At 63.8% G+C, this 21,466-nt stretch carries 26 protein-coding genes; 5 read left to right on the top strand and 21 right to left on the bottom strand.

Annotated elements, in window-relative coordinates; translation table 11 throughout:
• Positions 1-26 precede the first annotated feature (26 nt).
• Both RQ479_RS22775 and tesB read right to left on the bottom strand, forming a co-directional pair.
• Positions 27-365, bottom strand: a complete 339-nt coding sequence (locus RQ479_RS22775; RefSeq protein WP_292664109.1) for a P-II family nitrogen regulator — start codon at positions 363-365, stop codon at positions 27-29.
• 219 nt (positions 366-584) lie between these two features.
• The gene (gene tesB, locus RQ479_RS22770; RefSeq protein WP_031212697.1) at positions 585-1,460 is read right to left on the bottom strand and encodes an acyl-CoA thioesterase II; all 876 of its coding nucleotides are present in this window, start codon (positions 1,458-1,460) and stop codon (positions 585-587) included.
• A gap of 100 nt (positions 1,461-1,560) precedes the next feature.
• On the opposite strand from tesB, the gene RQ479_RS22765 reads away from it, so the two are divergent.
• The gene (locus RQ479_RS22765) at positions 1,561-2,805 is read left to right on the top strand and encodes a ubiquinone biosynthesis hydroxylase (protein WP_376705996.1); all 1,245 of its coding nucleotides are present in this window, start codon (positions 1,561-1,563) and stop codon (positions 2,803-2,805) included.
• A 35-nt stretch (positions 2,806-2,840) separates the two neighbouring features.
• Here the strand turns inward: RQ479_RS22765 and RQ479_RS22760 are convergent, their stop codons facing one another.
• From RQ479_RS22760 to RQ479_RS22750, 3 genes are all read right to left on the bottom strand, one after another.
• Entirely contained in the window at positions 2,841-3,368 is a 528-nt protein-coding gene (locus RQ479_RS22760) for a hypothetical protein (RefSeq protein ID WP_292664105.1), read from the bottom strand.
• A 128-nt stretch (positions 3,369-3,496) separates the two neighbouring features.
• A complete protein-coding gene (locus RQ479_RS22755; RefSeq protein ID WP_376702716.1) occupies positions 3,497-3,853 on the bottom strand; it encodes a YciI family protein in 357 nt (118 codons plus the stop codon).
• A 2-nt stretch (positions 3,854-3,855) separates the two neighbouring features.
• The gene (locus RQ479_RS22750) at positions 3,856-4,311 is read right to left on the bottom strand and encodes a hypothetical protein (RefSeq protein ID WP_376702715.1); all 456 of its coding nucleotides are present in this window, start codon (positions 4,309-4,311) and stop codon (positions 3,856-3,858) included.
• On the opposite strand from RQ479_RS22750, the gene RQ479_RS22745 reads away from it, so the two are divergent.
• A complete protein-coding gene (locus RQ479_RS22745; protein WP_352517650.1) occupies positions 4,301-4,726 on the top strand; it encodes an OsmC family protein in 426 nt (141 codons plus the stop codon). The two genes, RQ479_RS22750 and RQ479_RS22745, sit on opposite strands and share 11 nt — an antisense overlap.
• 250 nt (positions 4,727-4,976) lie before the next feature.
• Here RQ479_RS22745 and RQ479_RS22740 read toward each other — a convergent pair whose 3' ends face one another.
• The 7 genes from RQ479_RS22740 to RQ479_RS22710 form a co-directional block, all read right to left on the bottom strand.
• Positions 4,977-5,621 carry a DUF480 domain-containing protein gene (locus RQ479_RS22740; RefSeq protein WP_376702714.1) on the bottom strand — a complete coding sequence of 215 codons (645 nt, stop codon included), beginning with the start codon at positions 5,619-5,621 and terminating at the stop codon, positions 4,977-4,979.
• Positions 5,622-5,857: 236 nt separating this feature from the next.
• Positions 5,858-6,637, bottom strand: coding sequence for a succinate dehydrogenase iron-sulfur subunit (locus RQ479_RS22735; RefSeq protein ID WP_292663232.1), 780 nt, complete (start codon positions 6,635-6,637; stop codon positions 5,858-5,860).
• The gene (locus tag RQ479_RS22730; RefSeq protein WP_376702713.1) at positions 6,637-7,074 is read right to left on the bottom strand and encodes a DUF3052 domain-containing protein; all 438 of its coding nucleotides are present in this window, start codon (positions 7,072-7,074) and stop codon (positions 6,637-6,639) included. Before RQ479_RS22730 ends, RQ479_RS22735 begins: the two co-directional genes overlap by 1 nt.
• Positions 7,075-7,076: 2 nt before the next feature.
• Positions 7,077-8,915: a succinate dehydrogenase flavoprotein subunit gene (gene sdhA / locus RQ479_RS22725; RefSeq protein ID WP_376702712.1), complete on the bottom strand. Its 1,839-nt coding sequence runs from the start codon at positions 8,913-8,915 to the stop codon at positions 7,077-7,079.
• Positions 8,916-8,918: 3 nt separating this feature from the next.
• On the bottom strand, positions 8,919-9,314 hold the full coding sequence (gene sdhD / locus RQ479_RS22720; protein ID WP_292663226.1) for a succinate dehydrogenase, hydrophobic membrane anchor protein: 396 nt from the start codon (positions 9,312-9,314) through the stop codon (positions 8,919-8,921).
• A 1-nt stretch (position 9,315) separates the two neighbouring features.
• Positions 9,316-9,735 (bottom strand): succinate dehydrogenase, cytochrome b556 subunit, encoded by a 420-nt coding sequence (sdhC, locus tag RQ479_RS22715; protein WP_292663224.1) that lies wholly within the window; start codon positions 9,733-9,735, stop codon positions 9,316-9,318.
• 243 nt (positions 9,736-9,978) lie between these two features.
• Complete coding sequence (locus RQ479_RS22710) at positions 9,979-10,359, bottom strand: hypothetical protein (RefSeq protein WP_376702711.1); 381 nt, start codon at positions 10,357-10,359, stop codon at positions 9,979-9,981.
• A gap of 255 nt (positions 10,360-10,614) precedes the next feature.
• On the opposite strand from RQ479_RS22710, the gene RQ479_RS22705 reads away from it, so the two are divergent.
• Positions 10,615-10,974 carry a hypothetical protein gene (locus tag RQ479_RS22705; RefSeq protein ID WP_376702710.1) on the top strand — a complete coding sequence of 120 codons (360 nt, stop codon included), beginning with the start codon at positions 10,615-10,617 and terminating at the stop codon, positions 10,972-10,974.
• Here the strand turns inward: RQ479_RS22705 and RQ479_RS22700 are convergent.
• Positions 10,958-12,178 (bottom strand): GGDEF domain-containing protein, encoded by a 1,221-nt coding sequence (locus RQ479_RS22700; protein WP_376702709.1) that lies wholly within the window; start codon positions 12,176-12,178, stop codon positions 10,958-10,960. The genes RQ479_RS22705 and RQ479_RS22700 overlap by 17 nt on opposite strands.
• Before the next feature lie 76 nt (positions 12,179-12,254).
• On the bottom strand, positions 12,255-13,451 hold the full coding sequence (locus tag RQ479_RS22695; RefSeq protein WP_376702708.1) for a diguanylate cyclase: 1,197 nt from the start codon (positions 13,449-13,451) through the stop codon (positions 12,255-12,257).
• 161 nt (positions 13,452-13,612) lie between these two features.
• Here RQ479_RS22695 and RQ479_RS22690 point away from each other — a divergent pair, with 161 nt between their 5' ends.
• A complete protein-coding gene (locus RQ479_RS22690) occupies positions 13,613-13,924 on the top strand; it encodes a hypothetical protein (RefSeq protein WP_352468075.1) in 312 nt (103 codons plus the stop codon).
• A gap of 59 nt (positions 13,925-13,983) precedes the next feature.
• Here the strand turns inward: RQ479_RS22690 and leuC are convergent, their stop codons facing one another.
• From leuC to rplS, 5 genes are all read right to left on the bottom strand, one after another.
• Positions 13,984-15,393 (bottom strand): 3-isopropylmalate dehydratase large subunit, encoded by a 1,410-nt coding sequence (leuC, locus tag RQ479_RS22685; protein WP_352468076.1) that lies wholly within the window; start codon positions 15,391-15,393, stop codon positions 13,984-13,986.
• Between the two features lie 250 nt (positions 15,394-15,643).
• The gene (locus tag RQ479_RS22680) at positions 15,644-16,279 is read right to left on the bottom strand and encodes a class I SAM-dependent DNA methyltransferase (protein ID WP_376702707.1); all 636 of its coding nucleotides are present in this window, start codon (positions 16,277-16,279) and stop codon (positions 15,644-15,646) included.
• A 52-nt stretch (positions 16,280-16,331) separates the two neighbouring features.
• Entirely contained in the window at positions 16,332-17,141 is an 810-nt protein-coding gene (locus tag RQ479_RS22675; RefSeq protein ID WP_376702706.1) for an amino acid ABC transporter permease, read from the bottom strand.
• Positions 17,142-17,399: 258 nt separating this feature from the next.
• Entirely contained in the window at positions 17,400-18,197 is a 798-nt protein-coding gene (locus RQ479_RS22670; protein WP_352468079.1) for a transporter substrate-binding domain-containing protein, read from the bottom strand.
• 261 nt (positions 18,198-18,458) lie between these two features.
• On the bottom strand, positions 18,459-18,998 hold the full coding sequence (gene rplS, locus RQ479_RS22665) for a 50S ribosomal protein L19 (protein WP_352468080.1): 540 nt from the start codon (positions 18,996-18,998) through the stop codon (positions 18,459-18,461).
• 368 nt (positions 18,999-19,366) lie between these two features.
• Here rplS and RQ479_RS22660 point away from each other — a divergent pair, with 368 nt between their 5' ends.
• On the top strand, positions 19,367-20,119 hold the full coding sequence (locus RQ479_RS22660; protein ID WP_352493212.1) for a sulfite exporter TauE/SafE family protein: 753 nt from the start codon (positions 19,367-19,369) through the stop codon (positions 20,117-20,119).
• Here RQ479_RS22660 and trmD read toward each other — a convergent pair.
• Both trmD and rimM read right to left on the bottom strand, forming a co-directional pair.
• Entirely contained in the window at positions 20,101-20,799 is a 699-nt protein-coding gene (trmD, locus tag RQ479_RS22655) for a tRNA (guanosine(37)-N1)-methyltransferase TrmD (protein WP_376702705.1), read from the bottom strand. The two genes, RQ479_RS22660 and trmD, sit on opposite strands and share 19 nt — an antisense overlap.
• Positions 20,796-21,395: a ribosome maturation factor RimM gene (gene rimM / locus RQ479_RS22650; protein ID WP_376702704.1), complete on the bottom strand. Its 600-nt coding sequence runs from the start codon at positions 21,393-21,395 to the stop codon at positions 20,796-20,798. Before rimM ends, trmD begins: the two co-directional genes overlap by 4 nt.
• Between the last annotated feature and the right edge of the window lie 71 nt (positions 21,396-21,466).

The following is a 21,466-nucleotide window of genomic DNA, read 5'->3' as shown; positions in this document are numbered from 1 at the left end:
TCTCCATTGGAATACGTATCCGCAGCTCAAAGCGCGTCGGTGTCTGTTTCGCCGGTGCGAATTCGCACCGCCTGGTCGATGCCGAAAACGAAGATCTTGCCGTCGCCGATCTGGCCGGTCTTGGCCGCCGCGGTGATGGCATCGACGGCCTTGTCGACCATGTCGACAGCGACCGCGACTTCGATCTTGATCTTCGGCAGGAAGCTGACCGCGTATTCCGCCCCGCGATAGATTTCCGTGTGCCCCTTCTGACGTCCGTAGCCTTTTACTTCGGTGACGGTCAGGCCCTGGATGCCGACTGCGGTGAGCGCCTCGCGCACCTCGTCGAGCTTGAACGGCTTTATGATTGCCATCACGATCTTCATAAGGTTTCACCCTTTGCTGTTGCGGGTCCCCGCGTTTGCACGACTTCGCCGATCCCCATGAGAGCCGGAGAGTGCCCGCTAGGATTCAAGCTCCGTGCCAATTGCCGAAGCAGGGTGTTAAGCTGTTGTTAAACAACGAAATCGGGAAGGTTTGCCGACTGCCTGTTCACAGGCGCGGCAGTGCATATGATTAAAAAATAGGCAAATTTCGAAAAATGCCTACTCCGCAGGCGGCCGCTTCAGCCGGATGAGTCCTTCTTGCGCAACCGAGGCGATCAACGTGCCGTCGCGGGCAAATAGCGAGCCGCGGGTAAAGCCTCGCGATCCTTGCGTCGACGGGCTGTCTTGCGTGTACAGCATCCAGTCGTCGAGCGGATGGCTGCGATGGAACCACATGGCGTGGTCGAGGCTCGCCGCCTGGATATCACGATCGAAAATGGCGCGGCCATGGGCAAAGGTCGAGGTGTCGAGCAGCGTCATGTCGGAGAGGTAAGCGAGCACGGCCGCCTGCGTGGCGCGGTCGGCCGGCACCGGGCCGGTGGTGCGGATCCAGATGTTCTGCTTCGGCTCGAGCTTTTCCCGGCTGGTATAATGCTTCAGCATCACCGGCTTCATCTCGATCGGCCGGTCGCGCTCCCAATAGCGCTTGATGCCGTCGGGCACAGCTTCGCCGAACTTGCCCAGCAATTCGCGCTGCGACAGCAATGTGTCGGGCGCCGGCACGTCCTGCGGCATCGGCACCTGATGTTCGAGGCCGACCTCATCCTGCTGGAACGAGGCTTCCAGCGAAAAGATCGCCTGGCCGTGCTGGATCGCCACGACGCGGCGCGTAGTAAAGGAGCCGCCGTCGCGGATGCGGTCGACCTCGTAGATGATCGGCACCTTGGTGTCGCCCGGCCGCATGAAATAGCCATGCAGCGAATGCACGTGGCGCTCGGGCTCGACCGTTCGCTGCGCGGCGACCAGCGCCTGGGCGATGGTCTGGCCGCCGAAGATGCGCTGCCAGTCGAGCTTGGGGCTGCGACCACGATACAGGTTGTGTTCCAGCTGCTCGAGGTCGAGAATGCCGAGAAGCTCGTCCATGGCTGCCGTCATCTTGACCTCGCCGCAAAATTACCATGGCGGTTTCCGACAGGAACAGCGGGCAGTCAAGGGCGGAATGCCCGGCGACAGTCAGGCTGCGAAAGGAATTGCCATGGTCGACAGCAAGAATTCGCTCGACGTTCTGGTCGCCGGCGCCGGTTATGTCGGCTTGGCCGTCGCCGTGTCGCTGAAGCAGGCGCGGCCGAGCCTTGCGGTCGCCGTCGTAGATGCCGCACCGGCCGGCGTCTGGCGGAAGGACGGCCGCGCCTCGGCGATTGCCGCCGCCGCGTGCCGCATGCTCGACCAGCTCGGCGTCTGGAACGAGATCGCGCCGGAGGCGCAGGCGATCACCGAAATGATCGTCACCGATTCGCGCACATCCGATCCGGTCCGCCCCGTGTTCCTCACCTTCGACGGCGAGGTCGCGCCCGGCGAACCCTTCGCGCATATGGTCGCGAACAAGGATTTGAACGGCGCCTTGCGCCGGCGTGCCGAACAACTCGGCATCGGCATCATCGAAGGCGTGGCGGTCAGCGCCTTCGATACCAACGGTGCCGGCACCACCGTGCATCTTGCCGACGGCGCGACGCTGAAGGCGCGGCTGCTGGTTGCCGCCGACGGCGTCAACTCGAAGCTGCGCGACATGGCCGGCATCAAGACGGTGAAATGGGAGTATGGCCAGTCCGGCATCGTCTGCACGGTGGCGCATGAGCGGCCGCACAACGGCCGCGCCGAAGAGCATTTCCTTCCCGCAGGCCCGTTTGCCACGCTGCCACTCAAGCCGGGCAAGGACGGCACCAACCGCTCGTCGATCGTCTGGGTCGAACGGTCGCAGGATGCCGAAAAACTGGTCAGTGGCGACACCCTGGTCTTGGAATATGAGCTCGAGCACCGCTTTGGCCTGAAACTCGGCGAAATCCATATCGCCGACAAGCCGCGTGCCTGGCCGCTCGGGCTGATCATTGCGCGCGCCTTCGTCGCGCCGCGCATCGCCTTGGCCGGCGACGCCGCCCACGGCATCCACCCGATCGCCGGCCAGGGTCTCAATCTCGGCTTCAAGGACGTGGCTGCGCTGGCCGAAGTGGTGGTCGAGGCCGACCGGCTTGGCCAAGACATCGGCGCGCTGGACGTGCTCGAGCGCTACCAGCAATGGCGGCGTTTCGACACGGTGCAGATGGGCATCACCACCGATGTGCTGAACCGGATGTTTTCCAACGATTTCGGCCCGCTGCGCACTTTGCGCGACGTCGGCCTCGGCCTTGTCGAACGCATGCCGCGCCTGAAGGGGTTCTTCATCCGCCAGGCGTCGGGTCTGTCCGGCGACACGCCGAAACTGTTGAAGGGCGAACCGCTCTAGGCCGGGGCAAGCGCGCGCGTTTTACTGGCGTTCGGTCAGTTGACCTCGAAGCCCAATTTCTGGCGCAGCCGCAGCATTCGCTGGTCGGAAATCTGCAGGCTTTGCCCGTCGGCTTCCGCCGCCCGGCTGACCATCTGCAGCAGATCGCTCCTTTCGGCCGCGTCGAGCCGTTCGCGCAGGAACGGCGCCAGCTTGTCGATGACGACCGTGGCGTCGTCGATTTGCGATGCCGCCCATTTGGCGTAGATCACCGCTTCATCGGTCTGCTTTTTGTCGGCAATCTCCGAGATCACCGATCGAATGGCAGCTTCGCGTTGCGGCAGAACAGGGCCGTGTTCCGAAATGATCGCGGTGATCAGCGTCGCGGCGGCCACGACCGGATCGTCGATCGCCGTCAGCGGCGAGAGCGCCGCCTGCTTGCGCAGTTTCTTGCGGCGGATATTGCCCTGGACGCGGCCAACGACGTCGGCAACCTCACGCGCCGCGTCGTTCATGGTCTTCAGCCGGTACCACCAGAACGCCGCTGCCCCCAGCAGGCCGATTGCAGCAATCAATATGTGCATGCCCCAAGATCCCCCAATCTCGGGTGACGATAGGAGAAGTATTGCTTCGCTTCAACACGCAAAAGTTGCGTGCAACCAAGAAAACGACGGTCGGCCCGCGCCGTTGGCCGCCAACTGCCGAGACACCTTCATGACCCCGGCACGTTGTAGATTGCCCGCACCTCGATCGTGCCGATTTCGGCCAGCGGAATGCCGCCGGCGATCTCCAGTGCCTCGTCGATATCCCCGGCTTCGATCATCAGGAAGCCGAGCAACTGCTCCTTGGTTTCGGCGAAGGGGCCGTCGGTGACCAGCCGCTTGCCCTGGCGCCGGCGCACGGTCTTCGACGTCTTCACCGATTGCAGCGCCTGCGCTATGACCAGCCGTCCCCTTTGCGCCACCGACCTGTCATAGGCCAGCGAATCGGCGTCGAGCTTGGCCAGTCTCGCAGGCGTCATTGCGTAGAGATCTTTTTCTTCACCGTAGACCAGGCAAACGTATTTCATCTTTACCTCCATTCCTGGGTTGGACCGTAGGATGAGGCTACGGAAACATTGGCCGGGCCTTTGGCCGCTGCATAATCGAGAAAAGACACCGCAATGCCGATGATGGCAATCGCCGCAAGCAGCCGGCCGAAGCCGGAAGGCGGCACGCGCGACCAGTCGGCTTGTTGTTCACCGGCCCTGTGGCTGGTGCTTGTCCGGTGAGCAGAAAACAGATTGTTCATGTGGTCCTCCATCCGGCCACCAATTCCATGGCCGCCCGCAGGACGGCCGGGACAGATGGAAGTCGACATTTTTGCACGCATATTTTTTCGCGAATTTTTTGACCGAGCGATTTTGCCCGACCATGCTGCTGTCGATACGAAAGCGCGGGTGGCCTTCGCTCCCGCGCGCGCTATAGTCGACTGGATGCCGATCACGGGCTCAGCCACGACAATCAAGGAGGAATTGATGGACCGCACCGCCAACGCCGTTTGGAAAGGCAGTTTCAAGGAAGGCAAAGGCACACTCGAAACCCAGAGCGGGGTGCTAAAGGGCACGCCCTATTCGGCCAAGATGCGTTTCGAGGACGAAAGCGGCAAATCCGGCACCAACCCGGAAGAGCTGATCGCCGCCGCCCACGCCGGCTGCTACGCCATGCAGCTTTCGCATTTTCTCGCCGAGAACGGCACGCCGGCTGCCGAGCTCGACGCCAAGGCCGTGGTAACGCTGGTCCCCGGCACCGGCATCACCGGCAGCGCGATCACGCTGGTCGGCAAGGTGCCGGGCATCGATGCCGCCAAGTTCAAGGAATTGGCCGAGAAGGCCAAGGCCGAATGCCCAGTCTCGAAAGCGCTCGGCGCCATCAAAGTATCGCTCGACGCCAGGCTCGGGTGAGCAGACCACTTTGCCAGGAAAACGCCGGCCCAGAGCCGGCGTTTTGCATTTCCAGAGGCTGGCGATCCGTCGCGCCCCCCTCTGTCCTGCCGGACATCTCCCCCACGAGGGGGGAGATTGGCAGCTTCGCCGTCCCGCAATCTTTCAACGTTTGAGATTGGCGAAGGCCGACGTGACATCCAATCTCCCCCCATGTGGGGGAGATGTCCGGCAGGACAGAGGGGGCGCTGTCCCGCCGACATTCGAATGACTATTTAGTGCCTTTGCCGGCCAGCGCGTCAAACTTCGCGCGCAGCACCGCGACCTCCTCTTCGAGGAGCCGAACACGCTCTTCAAGATCCGAGGCCGGCGAGGACGATTGCAGGGGCGCTGCGGCGGCGGCCGACAGCTGGACCGGCCCGCCGAGCAGATGGACATAGCGATCCTCGCGCTGGCCGGGGCCGCGATCGATCTGCTGCACCAGCGGTGGCCGGCGGCCGATCAGTAGATCGAGGTTGCCGCGAAGCTCGTCGATCGACGGCAGCCGCGCCATGCGCTCGCTTCGTGCCAGCAATTCATAGCCCGTCTGCGGGCCGCGCAGGAGCAACAGGCCGAGCAGCGCGATCTGCGCCGAGGTCAGTGAAAAGCGCTGTGCCACGACATGCTCATAGCGCTCGACGCGCGACGCGAACACCTGCCTGACCAGGCCCTTCTGCTCAAGCTGGCCAAGCGCCCTTCTGACCTCGCCAAGCTCGACCGACATCACCGGCTCGCGCGCCGTTTTCTGGTTGGCCGCCGCAAGTGCTGCATTGAGCGTCAGTGGATAGACGTCCGGCGTCAGCTCCTTCTTCTCGATCAGGCAACCGAGCACGCGGGCTTCGATGGGAGAGAGGATGGGAAGGTCGGAGTCGGTCATAGATGGTATCCATTTGAAGTCGGCGGGACAGCGCCTCTCTCTGTCCTGCCGGACATCTCCCCTTCAGGGGGGAGATTGGCAACATAGCCGATTTCGCCAATCTCCAGCGTTGCCGAATAAAGCCCCGCGCCGAAACTGCCGATCTCCCCACTAGAGGGGGAGATGTCCGGCAGGACAGAGGGAGGCGCGAAGGATCGCGACGGACGAGACGATCTCGGCTGCAACCGCCCGCAACCCTATACCCGTCGCTCCACCATCATCTTCTTGATCTCGGCGATCGCCTTGGCCGGGTTGAGCCCCTTGGGGCAGGTCTGGGCGCAGTTCATGATGGTGTGGCAGCGATAGAGCCGGAACGGGTCTTCGAGATTGTCGAGCCGCTCGCCCGTCGCCTCGTCCCTGGAATCGATCAGCCAGCGATAGGCCTGCAGCAGCGTTGCCGGACCGAGATAGCGCTCGCCGTTCCACCAGTAGCTCGGGCAGGAGGTCGAACAGCAGGCGCATAATATGCACTCGTAGAGCCCGTCGAGCTTTTCGCGGTCCTCATGGCTCTGCAGCCATTCCTTGGCCGGCTCGGGCGATACCGTCTTCAGCCACGGCTCGATCGAGGCGTGCTGGGCGTAGAAATTGGTGAGGTCGGGCACCAGGTCCTTGACCACGGCCATATGCGGCAGCGGATAGACCTTGATCGCGCCGGAAATGTCGTCACAGCCCTTGGTGCAGGCCAGCGTGTTCGACCCGTCGATGTTCATGGCGCAGGAGCCGCAAATGCCTTCGCGGCAGGAGCGGCGCAGCGTCAGCGTCGGGTCGATCTTGTTCTTGATCCAGAGCAGCGCGTCGAGCACCATCGGCCCGCAATCGTCCATGTCGACGAAATACGTATCCATGCGCGGGTTCTCGTCATCGTCCGGCGACCAGCGGTAGATGCGGTACTCGCGCAGATTGGTCGCGCCCTCCGGCTTCGGCCAGGTTTTTCCGGCCATGATCTTCGAGTTTTTCGGAAGCGTGAGTTCGACCATTACCTCAGGTCCTTTCGGATGACGAGCTTCAGCCCGGACCATATCTCATTCACGGCGGCGACCTTGACGTCGACGAGGTCGAGCTTCAGCGCCTCGGCGCGGACAACGTCCTCGGTGACGTCGGTCGGCACTTTCGAAGCCTTTTTCGGCCACGACACCCAGACCATGCCGTCCCGCTTGATCGCCGCTTCGATGTCGCCAAGACGGTCCTCGATCTCGACGCGCTGCCGGGTGAAAGCGTGCACGGCATCGTATTTCTCATGAACGCCCGAAATCGCCGACCAGTCAGCCAGCCGGTCGAGCTCGGCAAAATCCACGGCTTCGGCAAGGTCGTCCAGTTCGGGCGGCAAGGCGACGAAAGCGGCAATCATCCCGTCCTTCAGGCCGAGCTTGGCCGGAAGAGGCGTGCCGGAATATCCAGCTGCCGCCAGCGCCATGATCAATACACCCTGGCCTTTGGCGCGATCTTGGCCGGGTTGATGCCGCCGTCTGCCTCCTTGAGCAGCGTCTCGGTGTGCACGGGCCGGTAGGTGAGCGCCACCTCGCCGGCTTCGTTGAGCCGGGCCAGCGTATGCTTGCGCCAGTTCGCGTCGTCGCGGGCCGAAAAGTCCTCCCGCGCGTGCGCGCCGCGGCTTTCCTTGCGCGCCTCGGCGCCGTAGACGGTGGTGATGGCGTTGGCCATCAGGTTTTCCAGCTCCAGCGTCTCGACCAGATCGGAGTTCCAGATCATCGAGCGATCGAACACTTTTACGTCCTTGAGCTCGCCCCACAGCTGAGAAATGCGCTTGCAGCCGCTTTCCAGCGATTCCTGGGTGCGGAACACCGCTGCGTCCTCCTGCATCGCCTTCTGCATCTTTTCGCGCAAAACCGCTGTCGGGGTCGAGCCGTTGGCGTGGCGCAGCCGGTCGAAGCGGTCCATGATTTTTTCGACGGCGGCCTCGTTGGGCGAGGGGATCGCCGATGTGCGGTCGATCACCTGGCCGGCCCGGATCGCCGCCGCGCGGCCGAACACCACCAGGTCGATCAGCGAATTCGAACCCAAGCGGTTGGCGCCGTGCACCGAGGCGCAGCCGGCCTCGCCGACCGCCATCAGCCCGGGTGACACCTGGTCCGGGTTCAAGGCGGTCGGGTTGAGCACCTCGCCCCAGTAATTGGTCGGCACGCCGCCCATATTGTAGTGGACCGTCGGCAGCACCGGGATCGGTTCCTTGGTCAGGTCGACGCCGGCAAAGATCTTTGCCGATTCCGAAATACCGGGAAGCCTCTCGTGCAGAACGGCCGGATCGAGATGGTCGAGATGCAGGAAGATGTGATCCTTCTTCGGGCCGACGCCGCGGCCCTCGCGGATCTCGAGCGTCATGCAGCGCGAGACCACATCGCGCGAAGCCAGATCCTTGGCTGACGGCGCATAACGCTCCATGAAGCGCTCGCCTTCGGAATTGACGAGATAGCCGCCCTCGCCGCGCGCGCCCTCGGTGATCAGGCAGCCGGCGCCGTAGATGCCGGTCGGGTGGAACTGCACGAACTCCATATCCTGCAGCGGCAGGCCTGCGCGTGCGGCCATGCCGCCGCCATCGCCGGTGCAGGTATGCGCCGAGGTGGCCGAGAAATAGGCGCGACCATAGCCGCCGGTCGCCAGCACCACCATTTTGGTCGAAAAACGGTGGATGGTGCCGTCGTCGAGGTTCCAGGCGACGACGCCGGTGCAGGTGCCGTCCGGCTCCATGATGAGGTCGAGCGCGAAATACTCGATGAAGAACTGCGCATTGTGCTTCAGCGACTGGCCGTAGAGCGTGTGCAGCATGGCGTGGCCGGTGCGGTCGGCGGCGGCGCAGGTGCGCTGCACCGGCGGCCCCTCGCCGAAATTCATCATCATGCCGCCGAACGGCCGCTGGTAGATTTTCCCGTCCTCGGTGCGGCTGAAGGGAACGCCGTAATGCTCGAGCTCGTAGACCGCCGCCGGCGCTTCGCGCACCATGTATTCCTGAGCGTCGGTGTCGCCCAGCCAATCCGAGCCCTTGACCGTGTCGAAGAGATGCCACTGCCAGTTGTCTGGCCCCATATTGGCGAGCGAGGCGGCAATGCCGCCCTGCGCCGCCACCGTATGCGAGCGCGTCGGGAACACTTTGGTGATGCAGGCGGTGCGCAGGCCCTGTTCGGCCATGCCCAGCGTGGCGCGCAGGCCGGCGCCGCCGGCGCCGACGACTACGACGTCGAATTTGTGATCGACATAGCTATAGGCGGAAGCCGTGTTGGCGTTCTTCGCGTCCTTGGCCAAAACTCAGCCTCCAAATGCCAGTTTAAGCAGGGCGAAGACCGAGGCGACGCCGACGACTACGGGAAAGAATGTGTTGAGGGCGAGCAGCGCCAGCCTGGTGCCCTCGCCATGCACATAGTCTTCGATGATCGCCTGCATGCCGAGCCGCATGTGGTAGAGCACCGACAACAGCACCAGCGCCAGCACCAGTGCCACGAACGGATTGGCAAGTGCGGCGCGCACCTCGAGATAGCTGGCGCCGTTGAGTGCAATCAGGAAGCCGACGAAGAACAGGACCAGCGGGATATTGGAAATCGCCGTCAGCCGCTGGCGCCAGAAATGGCCGGTGCCCTCGCGGGCGGAACCGAGGCCGCGGACCTTGGCCAGCGGCGTGCGCATGTCGGTGTTCTTGCCGTTCATATCAGGCTCCCCGCGCCATGTAGCCGGCGATCCAGATCAGCAGCGTCAGCGTGACCGAGCCGGCCAGTGTCGCCCAGGCGATCCTCGAGGCCGTATGCTTTTCCAGCCCTGCCCCAGTGTCCCAGATAAGATGCCGGACGCCGCCCAGCATGTGGTGCATCAGCGCCCAGCTGTAGCCGAACAGCACCAGCCTTCCCAGCCACGAGCCGAAGGCCCAGTTGACGGCATTGAAGGTCGCCTCCGAGCTCGCCGCCGCCATCAGCCACAGCGCGACCAGCAGCGTGCCGAAATAGAGCGCCCCGCCGGTGATGCGGTGGACGATCGACATCGTCATGGTGATCGGCGGCCGATAGACGGTCAGGTGCGGCGAAAGCGGCCGTTCACGTCTGGCAAATTCGCGGGTGGCTGGTGATTTGCTCATGGCTCCCCCAGTTCGGCGTCTCTGGAGCCTCAGGTGGAAATGCGGCATTGCCGCTTCCGGTTGCGACTTCGGACAGCCGGTTTCTAATGCTCTTTTTGCACCGCGTCAAAGCCGGAAAACCGTTTTGAAAACGTAATTTAGTCTGATGAAAGCGGAGGTTTCAGCTTCAATCGATTAGGGCTGTGGCCTTAAGCCGGCACAATGTCGCTGCACTGCAAAATATGGCTGCCGCAAGGGGGCGGATCAGCGCTTGCAGGCCAGCGGTGATGCACCGCCCTTCATCACCAGCGCGTCACGCCCGTCGATCACGATTGCGTCATGCGCCTCGCCGTAGCGGCTTGTCTGATTGGCCGGTGAGGCCGGCAGCTCGGAGCTGGTGCCGTCGGGGCCGAGCACGCGCACCGACGTGCCGAGGTTCTCGATGGTCATCACGCTACCGTCGGCGCATTTGTAGGTTGCAGTGCGCGGCTGCCGTGCCGTCGGTTCGCTAGCGGCGGGAGCAAGCGACACGGAAGCGGCGGGCGTATTGCCGAGCTTGGGCGCGCTTGTCTGCGGCGCGCAGGCGGCGGCAGCCAGCAGCGGCGGAATGGCCAGCGCCATCCGAAACGTGCGGCATAATCTCATATGCTGCTTTCTCCCGCGCGCATCGAGCCCGCCGCGATCCTTCCGCAGGCCACCGGATTTCATGCTTTTTGAGTCGCGCTCGATGCCGGCGATGGTGGGAACAAGGCATGGCCGAATGATGGCCGGTGGGCGATCGAGTATTAACCATGTTTTCCGAGACCTCGCCCCGGCTGCGGTTGCCCTCTTAACAAAGGTTAATAAAAGGTTAATTTCTGATTCGAGGAGGCTCGCCTCTCAGCAATGGAGCAGCACGCCATGCATTCGAATTCAGCAGGATCGCGCCTTCCCTGGTTCCTAGTGGCGGCGCTCGCCCTCGGCATCGCCGCACCGGCATTCGCCGGGACGCGCCACCACGACCGCGTCTATGCCGATTCCTTCGGCAATCTGGTCATCGAAAGCGCCGCCGGCTACAAGCGTATCCTCGTCGGCGAGGGCAAGCTGGCCAAGGAATTGTCCGCCTACACCAGCGCCGGCCAGCCCGACGTGATCTACGAAAACGAATCGGACGATGTCCGCGGCGGCGACTGCTACAGGCCGCCGGTTTTCGTCAAGGGCCGCAGCTATATGTACGGCCTCTCCGACGGCGAAATGCCGGAGCTCAGCCCCTGCCGCTGACGGCCACGCCGCCTTTTGTCGACGGCGCCGGCTGGGCAGCGGCCGGCCCCACCGAGACACGCACGCAATCGCGGCCGCTGCCCTTCGCCTGATAGAGCGCTTTGTCGGCGCGCCGCAAAAGGTTGGAAAAGCTTTCGCCCGGACCAAGTTCGGCAACGCCGAAGCTGGCGCTGCAGCGATGATCCGCCGGCAGGCAGTCGATCGGCGTGGCACCGAAGGCTGTACGCGTGCCCTCGGCAAAGAGCCGGGCGGCGGCTAGATTGGTCCCCGGCAGGAAAATAGCGAATTCCTCGCCGCCGATGCGGCCGGCGACATGATGGTCGGCCGCGGCCTCGCGGAGGAAACCGGAAAAGGTCTCGATGACCCGATCGCCGGACGCGTGGCCGTAAGTATCGTTGATGCGCTTGAAATGGTCGAGATCGGCAATGACCAGTGCCGCCGGAACGGCGCGCCGCATGGCATCGCGCAGTGCGATCTCGGCATGGCGCTCGAAGCCGCCACGGTTGAGCAGCCGCGAAAGCGTGTCGGTTTCCGACTTCGACGTCGCCTCGGCGAGCACGTCGCGGACCAGGATAGCCAACGTCACCAGCGCAAGCGCCAGGCCGAACACGGTGCCGATCGACTGCGACACCAACGCGTAGCTGGTCTGCGCATAAGATTGCGGGTTGGCACCCCAGCCGCCGAGCGCATGGGCGATGAAGGGTTTGCTGGCGAACTGCAAGGTGCTGGCCGCCAGGACAGCCATCAGCATATAGTCGAGCCGCTCGCGTCGTTGCCTGGACGACAAGACGATCGCCAGCCCGGTGAATTGCATGGCCGCATAGGGAAGCTGGTAGGCCGCCATTCGCACAAAGGATTGGCGTGGCAGGTCCTGGACGAAGTAGACCGCGAGGGTGGCGAAGACCAGGAAGAACAGCATCGGCGGCCAAGGCGGCGAAACGCGGTATTTATGGGCAAGCCCGCCATTGAAGGCGACGGTAGCGCCAAGGAAAGCGGCAAAGGCGGCGACAACCACGGGGCGCGCATTGTCGAAGGCAGGGATGCTGAACTCAATCGCGAAATAGGCCATGCCTAGCGCATAGCCGAACGCCAGCCAGCGCGCCGATACACGTCCGGCGTCATAGACCGCTATCGTCATGAACGCCGCCGCCAGCAGCCCGGCGACGAACAGGTTGATCACCAGGATAAAATTAGCGCTGCCCATGGCGTTTTGGCACTCCCCCCGAACAGCAAATCACCGACGCGCGAAAAAGACGTTAATTCGAAGCCGCCGCTGACGCTCAGCCGGCACTGGTCCGATTGGGAAGGACGACCGTTTCAGGCCGCTGATAGGACAGGCATACGCTGTCGCGGCCACTCCTTTTGGCTTTATAGAGCGCTTCGTCGGCGCGACGCATCAGCGGGTCCAGCCCTTCGTCGCTGGTGCGGGCGGCCACGCCGAAGCTCGCGGTCACTCTTGTGTCGGGCGGAAGCCCGTCGATTCTGCCCGCCGAATAGAGCGTGCGAATGGCTTCGGCAAACAGTCTTGCCGCGCCGAGGTCGCTGAGCGGCAACAGCACGGCGAACTCTTCGCCGCCGATGCGGCCGGCAACGCCGCCCGTGCCTGCAGCCGATAGAAGCTTGGCAGCGAAGTCGGCGATGACGCGATCCCCGGCTGCGTGGCCATGCTGATCGTTGAGTGCCTTGAAATGATCGAGATCGGCCAGCACCAGCGCAACCGGCAACCGCGCCGTGGCACAGTGCTGCAGGACCAGCGTGGCACGCTCCTCGAAACCGCGGCGGTTGAGCAGGCCCGACAGCGGGTCTGTCAGGGTTTCGGTCTTCAGGGCCTTCATCACATCGAGCGCCGCGGCGCCGAACAGGCAAAGCGCAATAAGCAGCGACAGCAGTGCGTGCGACAGCAGCGCCGTCGTCCAGTAAGACGAGGTGTAAAGCCCTTCATAGCTGGTGAACGGCCCATGCGCGATGACGACGGCAAGGGTCCGCACCAGGAAGTTCAGGCCGGAAAGCAGCGACAGCACGAACAGGATCATTTCTGTCGGGCCGTTGTTGCGCACCACGCGCAACTCGGCGGCGACAACCAGGCTGATGCCGCCGAAGCTGAAATTGATGGCAAGGATGCGCCAGGTGAGATCCGGCCGGGCAAAAAGAAACCATGAGAACGCGGCCAGGCCGCCGCAGGCCAGAATGCCGACCGCCGGGTAAGGCACACGCCGCCCATAGCGCGCAATGACTGCGCCGGCGAGACAGCAGGTGGCAAAGGTGAAGCACAGGATCGAGATGAGCTTGGTGGGCGCCATACCGACCGGCAACGTGAAATACTGGAGCAGGAAGCCTGCGGCCGAGGCCGAGTAGCCCGCCGCCAGCACGGCCAGATAGGGACGGTGGCGCTGATAGAACCACAGCACGAGAAATGCCGCGCCGAGTGTGAGCGCGATGCCTGGATTGAGCAGCGCTATGAGCAGGCCGGTGTCCAAGCGCTGTGAGTTCCCCTCGCTTCCCCTTGGAGGACCTTAGAGCTGAAGCCCAAACAAGCGGTTAAGCGAAAGCGAATATACGACCAATGCGTCGACAAAGCCGCTGGGCGGAACCGCGAACGGCGGGCGGCGTTTCACGACGGCAACCAGGAGACACTCCGATGGCCGACACGATCATGCTGACCGATCACGATGCAATTCGCTCATGGGCCGCGGCGCGCGCAGGCTTTCCGGCGATCGTCGACGTGTCGCCGGAAGCCGGAACGCAGCCCATGCTGAGGCTGGTCTTCGGCCAGCATGCCTATCAGGACCAGGATGAGGCCGAACGCCCGGTCAATGCCGGCGGCTACGAACTGGTCGAATGGGACGAATGGTTCAAGCTCTTCGACGAGCGCCAACTGGCGCTGGTCGTCGCAAAGGATCAACCCGGCCGCCGTGAGGGATTTCACGAATTCGTCAGACGGCCCGGCTGAAGAATGCCCGAACCGCATTGCGGCTCGGGCACCTCACATCCGACTGCGCGCGCCCTGCGCTATTTCCACTCGCGGATGTCGACGAAATGGCCGGCAATCGCCGCCGCCGCCGCCATTGCCGGCGACACCAGATGAGTGCGGCCCTTGAAGCCCTGGCGCCCTTCGAAATTGCGGTTCGAGGTCGAGGCGCAGCGTTCATGCGGCTTCAGCCGGTCGTCGTTCATGGCAAGGCACATCGAGCAGCCCGGCTCGCGCCAGTCAAAGCCGGCGGCGACAAAGATCTTGTCGAGGCCTTCGGCCTCGGCCTGTTCCTTGACCAGACCGGAGCCCGGCACGATCATCGCACTGACCCGCGGATTGACCTTCTTGCCTTCGATCACCTTGGCGGCGGCGCGCAGATCCTCGATGCGGCCATTGGTGCAGGAGCCGATGAAGACGCGGTCAAGTTCGATATCGGTGATCTTGGTGCCCGGCGTCAGGCCCATATAGTCGAGTGCGCGTTGCTTGGACGTGCGCTTGTTCTCATCAGTGATGTCGTCCGGGTTCGGCACGATGCCTTGCACCGAGACAACGTCTTCGGGCGAGGAGCCCCAGGAGACGATCGGCGGCAGTTTTGCCGCGTCGAGCACGACCACCTTGTCGAAATGCGCGCCTTCGTCGGACTGCAGCGTCTTCCAGTAGGCGAGCGCGGCATCCCAGGCTTCGCCCTTGGGGGCGCGCGGCTTGTCCTTGACATAGGCGAAGGTGGTCTCGTCGGGCGCGATCAGGCCGGCGCGCGCGCCGGCTTCGATCGACATGTTGCAGATCGTCATGCGGCCTTCCATCGACAGCGCACGGATTGCCTCGCCGGCATATTCGATGACATAGCCGGTGCCGCCGGCCGTGCCGATCTCGCCGATGATGGCGAGGATGATGTCCTTGGCGGTGACGCCTTCCGGCAGTGCGCCGTCGACGCGCACCAGCATGTTCTTGGCCTTGCGCTGGATCAGCGTCTGCGTCGCCAGCACATGCTCGACTTCCGAGGTGCCGATGCCATGCGCCAGCGCGCCGAACGCGCCATGCGTCGAGGTGTGGCTGTCGCCGCAGACGATGGTCATGCCGGGCAGCGTAAAGCCTTGCTCGGGACCGATGATGTGGACGATGCCCTGGCGGATGTCCTTCTCGGAATAATACTCGACGCCAAAATCCTTGGCGTTCTTGGCCAGCGCCTCGACCTGGATGCGGCTTTCCTCGTTCTTGATGCCGAACTTGCGCTCCGGCGAGGTCGACACATTGTGATCGACCACGGCCAGCGTCTTTTCCGGATGCCGAACCTTGCGGCCGGTCATGCGCAGGCCTTCGAAAGCCTGCGGGCTGGTCACTTCGTGGACGAGGTGGCGGTCGATGTAGAGCAGGCAGGTGCCGTCATCCTGGCGGTCGACGACATGGTCGTCGAAAATCTTGTCGTAGAGGGTGCGCGGTGCGCTCATGTGCGTAAATCCGTCGATTTTAAAAAGGGAAAAGGACACCGGTCGGACCGGCGAAACAGCCTGGCGAGTCCGACCTAGCTAAGTCGGCTGGTCAGCGCCCCGCAGACGCGCGCGGAAAATCGCGACGGCAGGCGTTTTCTGTCCTGCAGCACGAAACCCTTATAGGCCGGATCGCCAAAAAGCTCTTCCATGGCGCTGCTCATATCAATGTTTTGGCTTTTCAGCAATCGCGTCTGCCTTCGCAGGCGCTTCACAGCACCTCGAACACGAAGGTCTTCACCAGCGCGTCGGGCTCGGCGATTGCGTAGCAGCGGAACCACGGGCTCTCCTCGACCGGCCGCCATTTTTTCGCCTGCTCCAGTTCGTCAAACACGGCTTGAAATCCGCCGCTTTCAAAAACCTGGTCGCGAACTGTGAAGATGGCGTGGCCGCCCGTCCTGGTGATGCGCACCAGCTCATGCAGGCCCGACGCCGGCGCGTGGCTGATGGTGAACACGCCGGTCGAGAAGAAGGCGCGGAAATATCCGTCCGGCCAGGGCAAGGGCCAGCCGAGCATCGCCTGTTTCAGCTCGCTGTAGGCCTGCCGGCTGCCGGCGATTTTCAGCATGTCTTGCGACAGGTCGAGCCCGGCAATATCGTGGTAGCCGAGCGCCTTGAGCGACGGTCCCGACAGCCCGGTGCCGCAGCCGGCGTCGAGTAGCGGCCCTTCGCCCGGCGGCACGTGGCGCGCCACCCAGGCGGTGATCAGGAACGGCAGGAGATAGCCGAGCGCCGCGGTTTCGCTGTCATAGGTCGCGGCCCATTGCGCATAGGCCTTGGCGAGCGCCTCAGGCGTGTCGGCCGTGTAGACCGCTTCCAGCGCCGCATTGGCCTTGTCGATGATCATGGGCCCTCCCCGGTCGCGTCCGCTCGATGGTAGCGCCGATTTCGCCTGCCTTCTATTCCTCATGCTGGTGGCGCAGCCGCTTCTCCAGCGCCCGCAAGGCCAGCGACAGGCCGACGGTCAGGATGAGATAGATATAGGCGACGATCGAATAGGTTTCGAAGAAGCGGAACGAGCCGGCGGCGTAGATCTTGCCCATCTGGGTGATGTCGGCGACGCCGAGCACCGAGACCAGCGAGGAATCCTTGACCATGGCGACGAAATCATTGCCGAGCGGCGGCAGGATGGTGCGGATCGCCTGCGGAAAGATGACCAGCCGGAAGCGCTGCGTGCGCGTCAGCCCGAGCGCCTTCGCCGCCTCGATCTGGCCCTTCTCGACCGCCTGGATACCGGCGCGGAAGACCTCCGAGATGAAGGCGGAATAGCCGATGGTCAGCGCCATGACGGCGCGCCATAAAAGCGAGACGTCGCGTACCAGCAGCTCACCGAAGAGGCCGGCGCTTTGCAGCGGCGCCGTCAGCGCGTTCCATGCCGCGACGAAGGCCGGCGCGCCGGCAAAGGCGATCCAGAACAACAGCACCAGCATCGGCACGCCGCGGATGATCTCGACGTAGAAGCGGCCGATCTGGCTGAGCCAGCGTGAGCCCGACAGGCCCATCAGCGCGACGCCGAGCCCGATCGCGCAAGCCAGCGCGAAGGCGACCACAGTGACGAAGATGGTAACGCCGATGCCCTTGGCGACGGTAGCGAAGACCTGGGCATAGAGGTCGCTGGCCGCGATGAAGATGGCGGCGGCCAAGGCGATCGCCACGGCCACGGCAAGCCACCAGGGGAAGTCGGATTTGGTGGTGGATGGGGGCGGCATCAGGCGACGCCTGCCAAGAGAACGTCGTGGGCACGGCGCTCTAGGGCGCCCCCCTCTGTCCTGCCGGACATCTCCCCCACAAGGGGGGAGATCGCTTGTTGCGACTGCTTCCACCAATCTGCGACGGTGAAAAGGGAGCGTCTTCGTAGAAGCTGCCGATCTCCCCCCTCGTGGGGGAGATGTCCGGCAGGACAGAGGGGGGCGCGAAGGAACGAAGTCAGTGCTAATTTCTGCCCATGACCGTCAAGCAAGACGAGCTCACTGCCCCATCTTGTAATCAAGGAACCATTTCTTGTTGAGCGCGTCGAGCGTGCCGTCGGCCTTGAGCGCGGCGATTGCCGCGTTGACCGGCTTCACCAGGTCGGAGCCCTTGGGGAAGATGAAGCCGAAGTCCTCGGTGCCGAGCGGCCCGCCGATCAGCTTCAGCCCGCCATTGGACGCATCGACATAGCCCTTGCCGGCAGTGCCGTCGGTGAGCACGACGTCGACGTCGCCGGCCTTCAGCGCCTGCACCGTCGCGCCGAATGTCTCAAACAGCTTGATGCGCGGGTTCTGCTCATTGCCGTCGAGCACGCTGTAGACGGCGGTGTAGAAGGGCGTGGTGCCGGCCTGCGCGCCGATCAGCCCGTCCTTGAAGGCGGCGAACGTCTTGGCATCGCTGAAGCGCTTCTCGTCGCCGCGCACCAGCATGAACTGCTCCGAACGCATATAGGGGTCGGAGAAGTCGACCTTCTGCTTGCGGTCGTCCTTGATGGTGATGCCGGTCATGCCGATGTTGTACTGGTTGTCCGAAACCGCCTGGATCATCGCGTCCCAGGAGGTATTCTGGTACTCGACCTTGAAATTCAGCCGTTTGGCGATCTCGTTCATCGCGTCATATTCCCAACCGATCTGCTTGCCGGTCTTGGCATCGATGAACTGCAGCGGCGGATAGGCATTTTCGGTGACCACCACCACCTTCTTGCCGCCGAGGTCGGGCAGCGCCTGCGCCAGAGCCGCGACAGGCACGAGAAGGCAAGCCAGCAGGCCGGCCAGCAGCAGTTTCGAATTGATCATGACTATGCTCCCCAGGAACTGAACCGCCTCGATCGGCCGAGGCATGCAGGAAATCCGGCGCCGACTTTAGCTTTCCGCCGGCGCCTTGCAAGCCGCTCCGATGCGGCGTTCGGCACGAAAATGGATTCCAATGCTTTCAACGGCGCCATTACGGAACGATCCGTTTCGATAGGGGACCGAGGCGGCCCGGCAAAATAGAATCCCCCTCGCGAAACAAAAAGGCGGCCGAAGCCGCCTTTCCGAAAATGCGTTTGACGAGCCTTATTCGGCGGCAGCTGCTTCGGCGGCCTTGGCTGCCTCGTCGGCGGCCTTCTTCTCGGCGGCGTCCTGCGCCGCCTTCTCGGCGGCCAGCGCCTGGGCGGCGGCCACTTTCTCGGCCTCGATGCGCGCCTTCTCGGCGTTCAGCGCATCACGCTCCTCGTCGTTGAGCTTGCGGGCGCGCACGCCGGTGTTTTCCGAAATGCGGGCCGACTTGCCGCGACGGTCACGCAGATAGTACAGCTTGGCGCGACGCACCTTGCCGCGGCGCACGATCTCGACGCCCTCGACCATTGGCGAATAGACCGGGAACACACGCTCCACGCCTTCGCCGTAGGAGATCTTGCGGACGGTGAAGCTCTCCTGGAAACCGGCGCCGGCGCGGGCGATGACGACGCCCTCATACGCCTGGACGCGGGTGCGGGTGCCTTCGGTCACGCGGACCTGGACGCGCACGGTGTCGCCGGGCTGGAATTCGGGGAGCTTGCGCTTGGCTTCGATCTTGGCGGCCTGCTCGGCCTCGAGCTGACGGAGGATGTCCATCTCAATAATCCACTTCTTGTTCTTCCGACAGTCAGAGCGTCCGACACTCGCCTTGCAGTCGCATCGACCGCTCGACTATGCCCTTCGTTCGAGAACGTCTGTTCGAGAACATCGGGCAGGGGCGACTACACCGTCATTGTTGACGGGCCAGAAGATCGCTCTTGGCAAATTTTCTTCCGGTTCGGCGCGCACATACAGCTATTTCGGCGATTTGTCACGCCTTCGCTGTTTCTTTTTTGGCGCTGCTTCGTTTTGGCTGGCGCCCGCTGTGGCAATCCCGTGATCGCTTGTGGTCCAGGGGGTTGCGCCCGCGCGTCAAGCTTTCTAAGCCGGAAGATAAGCATTTTCCTCCAGCGACGACACCCCTCATGCCAATCTTGGACGCGGTCCTGCTCTTTCTCGCCGGCTTTCTATCAGGCGCGGTCAACGCCGTTGCCGGCGGCGGCACGTTCATAACCTTTGGCGCCATGACCCTGGCCGGCCTGCCGCCGATCGTCGCCAATGCGACATCATCGGTGACGCAATTTCCTGGCTATATCACTTCGACGCTCGCCTATTGGCACGACATCAAGCATTTCTGGCGCGGCGCACTGCTGCTCAGCCTCATTTCTGCTCTTGGTGCGCTGTCTGGCGCGCTCATCCTCCTAGGGCTCGACAACCCGGCGTTCCGCGCCTTGGTGCCGTGGCTGCTGCTGGCGGCAACCGCGTTGTTCGCTGCCGGGCCATGGCTGAAGCCGGCGCCCAAGCCGGAGCATGAGGCCGCGGTGGGGTCGCTGGTCGGGTCGCTGGCGCAGTTCGCCACCGCCGTCTATGGCGGCTTCTTCGGCGCCGGCATGGGCGTCATGATGCTGGCGACGCTCGGTCTCACCCAGTCCGGCGACTATCATCGGCTGAACGCACTGAAGAACATGCTGGCCGTGGTCATCGCTGCGGTTGCCATCCTCGTCTTCGTCTCGGGCGGCGTCATCGCCTGGCTGCAGGCGATCATCATGATCCCGGGTGGCGCGCTCGGCGGCTATGCCGGCGTCTGGATCGCCAGGCGCGTGCCGCAGAACGCGGTGCGCGGCTTCGTCATCGCCGTCGGCCTGTTCCTGGCCTTCTACTATTTCGACAAGGGCTGAGCGGCTAAAAGATCGGGCCTTCGCTCTTTCGTCAGCCTCTCCGCTTCGGCCCGCCGCCACGCCGCGATCTTCCTGTGATTGCCCGAAATCAGCACTTCGGGAATCGGCCGGCCCTCGAACTCCTGCGGCCGCGTATAATGCGGATGTTCGAGCAGGCCGTTTTCAAAGCTCTCTTCGTCGCCCGATACCGCATTGCCCATGACGCCGGGCAGCAGGCGCACCACGGCATCGAGCAGCACAAGTGCCGCCGGCTCGCCGCCGGACAGGATGAAATCGCCGATCGAAACTTCCTCGAGGCCGCGCGCTTCGATGACCCGCTGGTCGACGCCTTCGAAGCGGCCGCAGACGATCACCGCACCCGGCCCGCCGGCGAGCTCGCGCACACGGCGCTGCGTCAGCGGCTTGCCGCGCGGGCTCATTAGCAGTTTCGGACGTGGATCGCCTGCCGGCGAGGCATGGTCGATGGCGCTGGCCAGCACGTCTGCCCGCATCACCATGCCGGCGCCACCGCCGGCCGGTGTGTCATCGACGGTACGGTGACGATCGCTGGCAAAGTCGCGGATCTGGATCGTTTCGAGTGACCAGATGCCGGTCTCGAGCGCGCGTCCGGCCAGCGACAGGCCGAGCGCGCCGGGAAACATCTCGGGATAGAGCGTCAGCACCGAAGCGGAAAAACTCACCGGTTGCCTCCGGCGTCCCTCGGCCCGCGCGGCCTGCCCTTCGGGTCGAAACCGTCGTCACCGGCAGGCTCGCCGCCCTCGTCCTCGACCAACCCTGCGGCGGCTGGATCGATGCGGACAAAGCCGCCGGCGATCGACACTTCCGGAACGGCGGCCTGCGTGAAAGGGATGAGCACGCCTTTGCGCCCGGCAAGCGTCACGTCGAGAATGTCGCCGCCGCCGAAATTGTGCACGGCGACGACCTTGCCGACGATCGCGCCGGTGTCGTCCTTGACCTCCAGTCCGACGAGGTCGGCATGGTAGAATTCATCCTCTTCGCCCTCATCCGGCAACACCGAACGATCTACGAACAATTCGGTGCCGGCGAGCGCCTCGGCGGCATTGCGGTCGTTGACGCCTTTGAACCGCACCACCACCACGGTGTTGGCGGGCCTGATATCGACGATCTGGAAGGCGCGGCCATCCCTGGCGTAGAGCGGACCGTAATCGGCCAGAGCCAGCGGGTCGCCGGTAAAGCTCTTGACCCGCAATTCGCCCTTGACGCCATGCGCGGCACCGATCACGGCCATCTGGACGGGGTTTTGCGGCTTGCTCATCTGCGGAAAATCCTTTGCCTTGCTCTAACCCCAGCCCGTCGTCATTTCAATGACGCCGCTCTTCACCGCTT

Source organism: Mesorhizobium sp. ISC25, assembly GCF_042295465.1.
Classification (GTDB): Bacteria; Pseudomonadota; Alphaproteobacteria; order Rhizobiales; family Rhizobiaceae; genus Mesorhizobium.
The sequence above is the reverse complement of the archived record's forward strand: the minus strand, read 5'-3'. Positions and strand labels throughout refer to the sequence as shown.

Bases quoted from the DNA above. Each gene is read 5' to 3' on its own strand.
- RQ479_RS22775 (WP_292664109.1), bottom strand. From the start codon at position 365: ATGAAGATCGTGATGGCAATCATAAAGCCGTTCAAGCTCGACGAGGTG.
- tesB (WP_031212697.1), bottom strand. From the start codon at position 1,460: ATGACGGCAGCCATGGACGAGCTTCTCGGCATTCTCGACCTCGAGCAG.
- RQ479_RS22765 (WP_376705996.1), top strand. From the start codon at position 1,561: ATGGTCGACAGCAAGAATTCGCTCGACGTTCTGGTCGCCGGCGCCGGT.
- RQ479_RS22760 (WP_292664105.1), bottom strand. From the start codon at position 3,368: ATGCACATATTGATTGCTGCAATCGGCCTGCTGGGGGCAGCGGCGTTC.
- RQ479_RS22755 (WP_376702716.1), bottom strand. From the start codon at position 3,853: ATGAAATACGTTTGCCTGGTCTACGGTGAAGAAAAAGATCTCTACGCA.
- RQ479_RS22745 (WP_352517650.1), top strand. From the start codon at position 4,301: ATGGACCGCACCGCCAACGCCGTTTGGAAAGGCAGTTTCAAGGAAGGC.
- RQ479_RS22740 (WP_376702714.1), bottom strand. From the start codon at position 5,621: ATGACCGACTCCGACCTTCCCATCCTCTCTCCCATCGAAGCCCGCGTG.
- RQ479_RS22735 (WP_292663232.1), bottom strand. From the start codon at position 6,637: ATGGTCGAACTCACGCTTCCGAAAAACTCGAAGATCATGGCCGGAAAA.
- RQ479_RS22730 (WP_376702713.1), bottom strand. From the start codon at position 7,074: ATGGCGCTGGCGGCAGCTGGATATTCCGGCACGCCTCTTCCGGCCAAG.
- sdhD (WP_292663226.1), bottom strand. From the start codon at position 9,314: ATGAACGGCAAGAACACCGACATGCGCACGCCGCTGGCCAAGGTCCGC.
- sdhC (WP_292663224.1), bottom strand. From the start codon at position 9,735: ATGAGCAAATCACCAGCCACCCGCGAATTTGCCAGACGTGAACGGCCG.
- RQ479_RS22710 (WP_376702711.1), bottom strand. From the start codon at position 10,359: ATGAGATTATGCCGCACGTTTCGGATGGCGCTGGCCATTCCGCCGCTG.
- RQ479_RS22705 (WP_376702710.1), top strand. From the start codon at position 10,615: ATGCATTCGAATTCAGCAGGATCGCGCCTTCCCTGGTTCCTAGTGGCG.
- RQ479_RS22700 (WP_376702709.1), bottom strand. From the start codon at position 12,178: ATGGGCAGCGCTAATTTTATCCTGGTGATCAACCTGTTCGTCGCCGGG.
- RQ479_RS22690 (WP_352468075.1), top strand. From the start codon at position 13,613: ATGGCCGACACGATCATGCTGACCGATCACGATGCAATTCGCTCATGG.
- leuC (WP_352468076.1), bottom strand. From the start codon at position 15,393: ATGAGCGCACCGCGCACCCTCTACGACAAGATTTTCGACGACCATGTC.
- RQ479_RS22680 (WP_376702707.1), bottom strand. From the start codon at position 16,279: ATGATCATCGACAAGGCCAATGCGGCGCTGGAAGCGGTCTACACGGCC.
- RQ479_RS22675 (WP_376702706.1), bottom strand. From the start codon at position 17,141: ATGCCGCCCCCATCCACCACCAAATCCGACTTCCCCTGGTGGCTTGCC.
- RQ479_RS22670 (WP_352468079.1), bottom strand. From the start codon at position 18,197: ATGATCAATTCGAAACTGCTGCTGGCCGGCCTGCTGGCTTGCCTTCTC.
- rplS (WP_352468080.1), bottom strand. From the start codon at position 18,998: ATGGACATCCTCCGTCAGCTCGAGGCCGAGCAGGCCGCCAAGATCGAA.
- RQ479_RS22660 (WP_352493212.1), top strand. From the start codon at position 19,367: ATGCCAATCTTGGACGCGGTCCTGCTCTTTCTCGCCGGCTTTCTATCA.
- rimM (WP_376702704.1), bottom strand. From the start codon at position 21,395: ATGAGCAAGCCGCAAAACCCCGTCCAGATGGCCGTGATCGGTGCCGCG.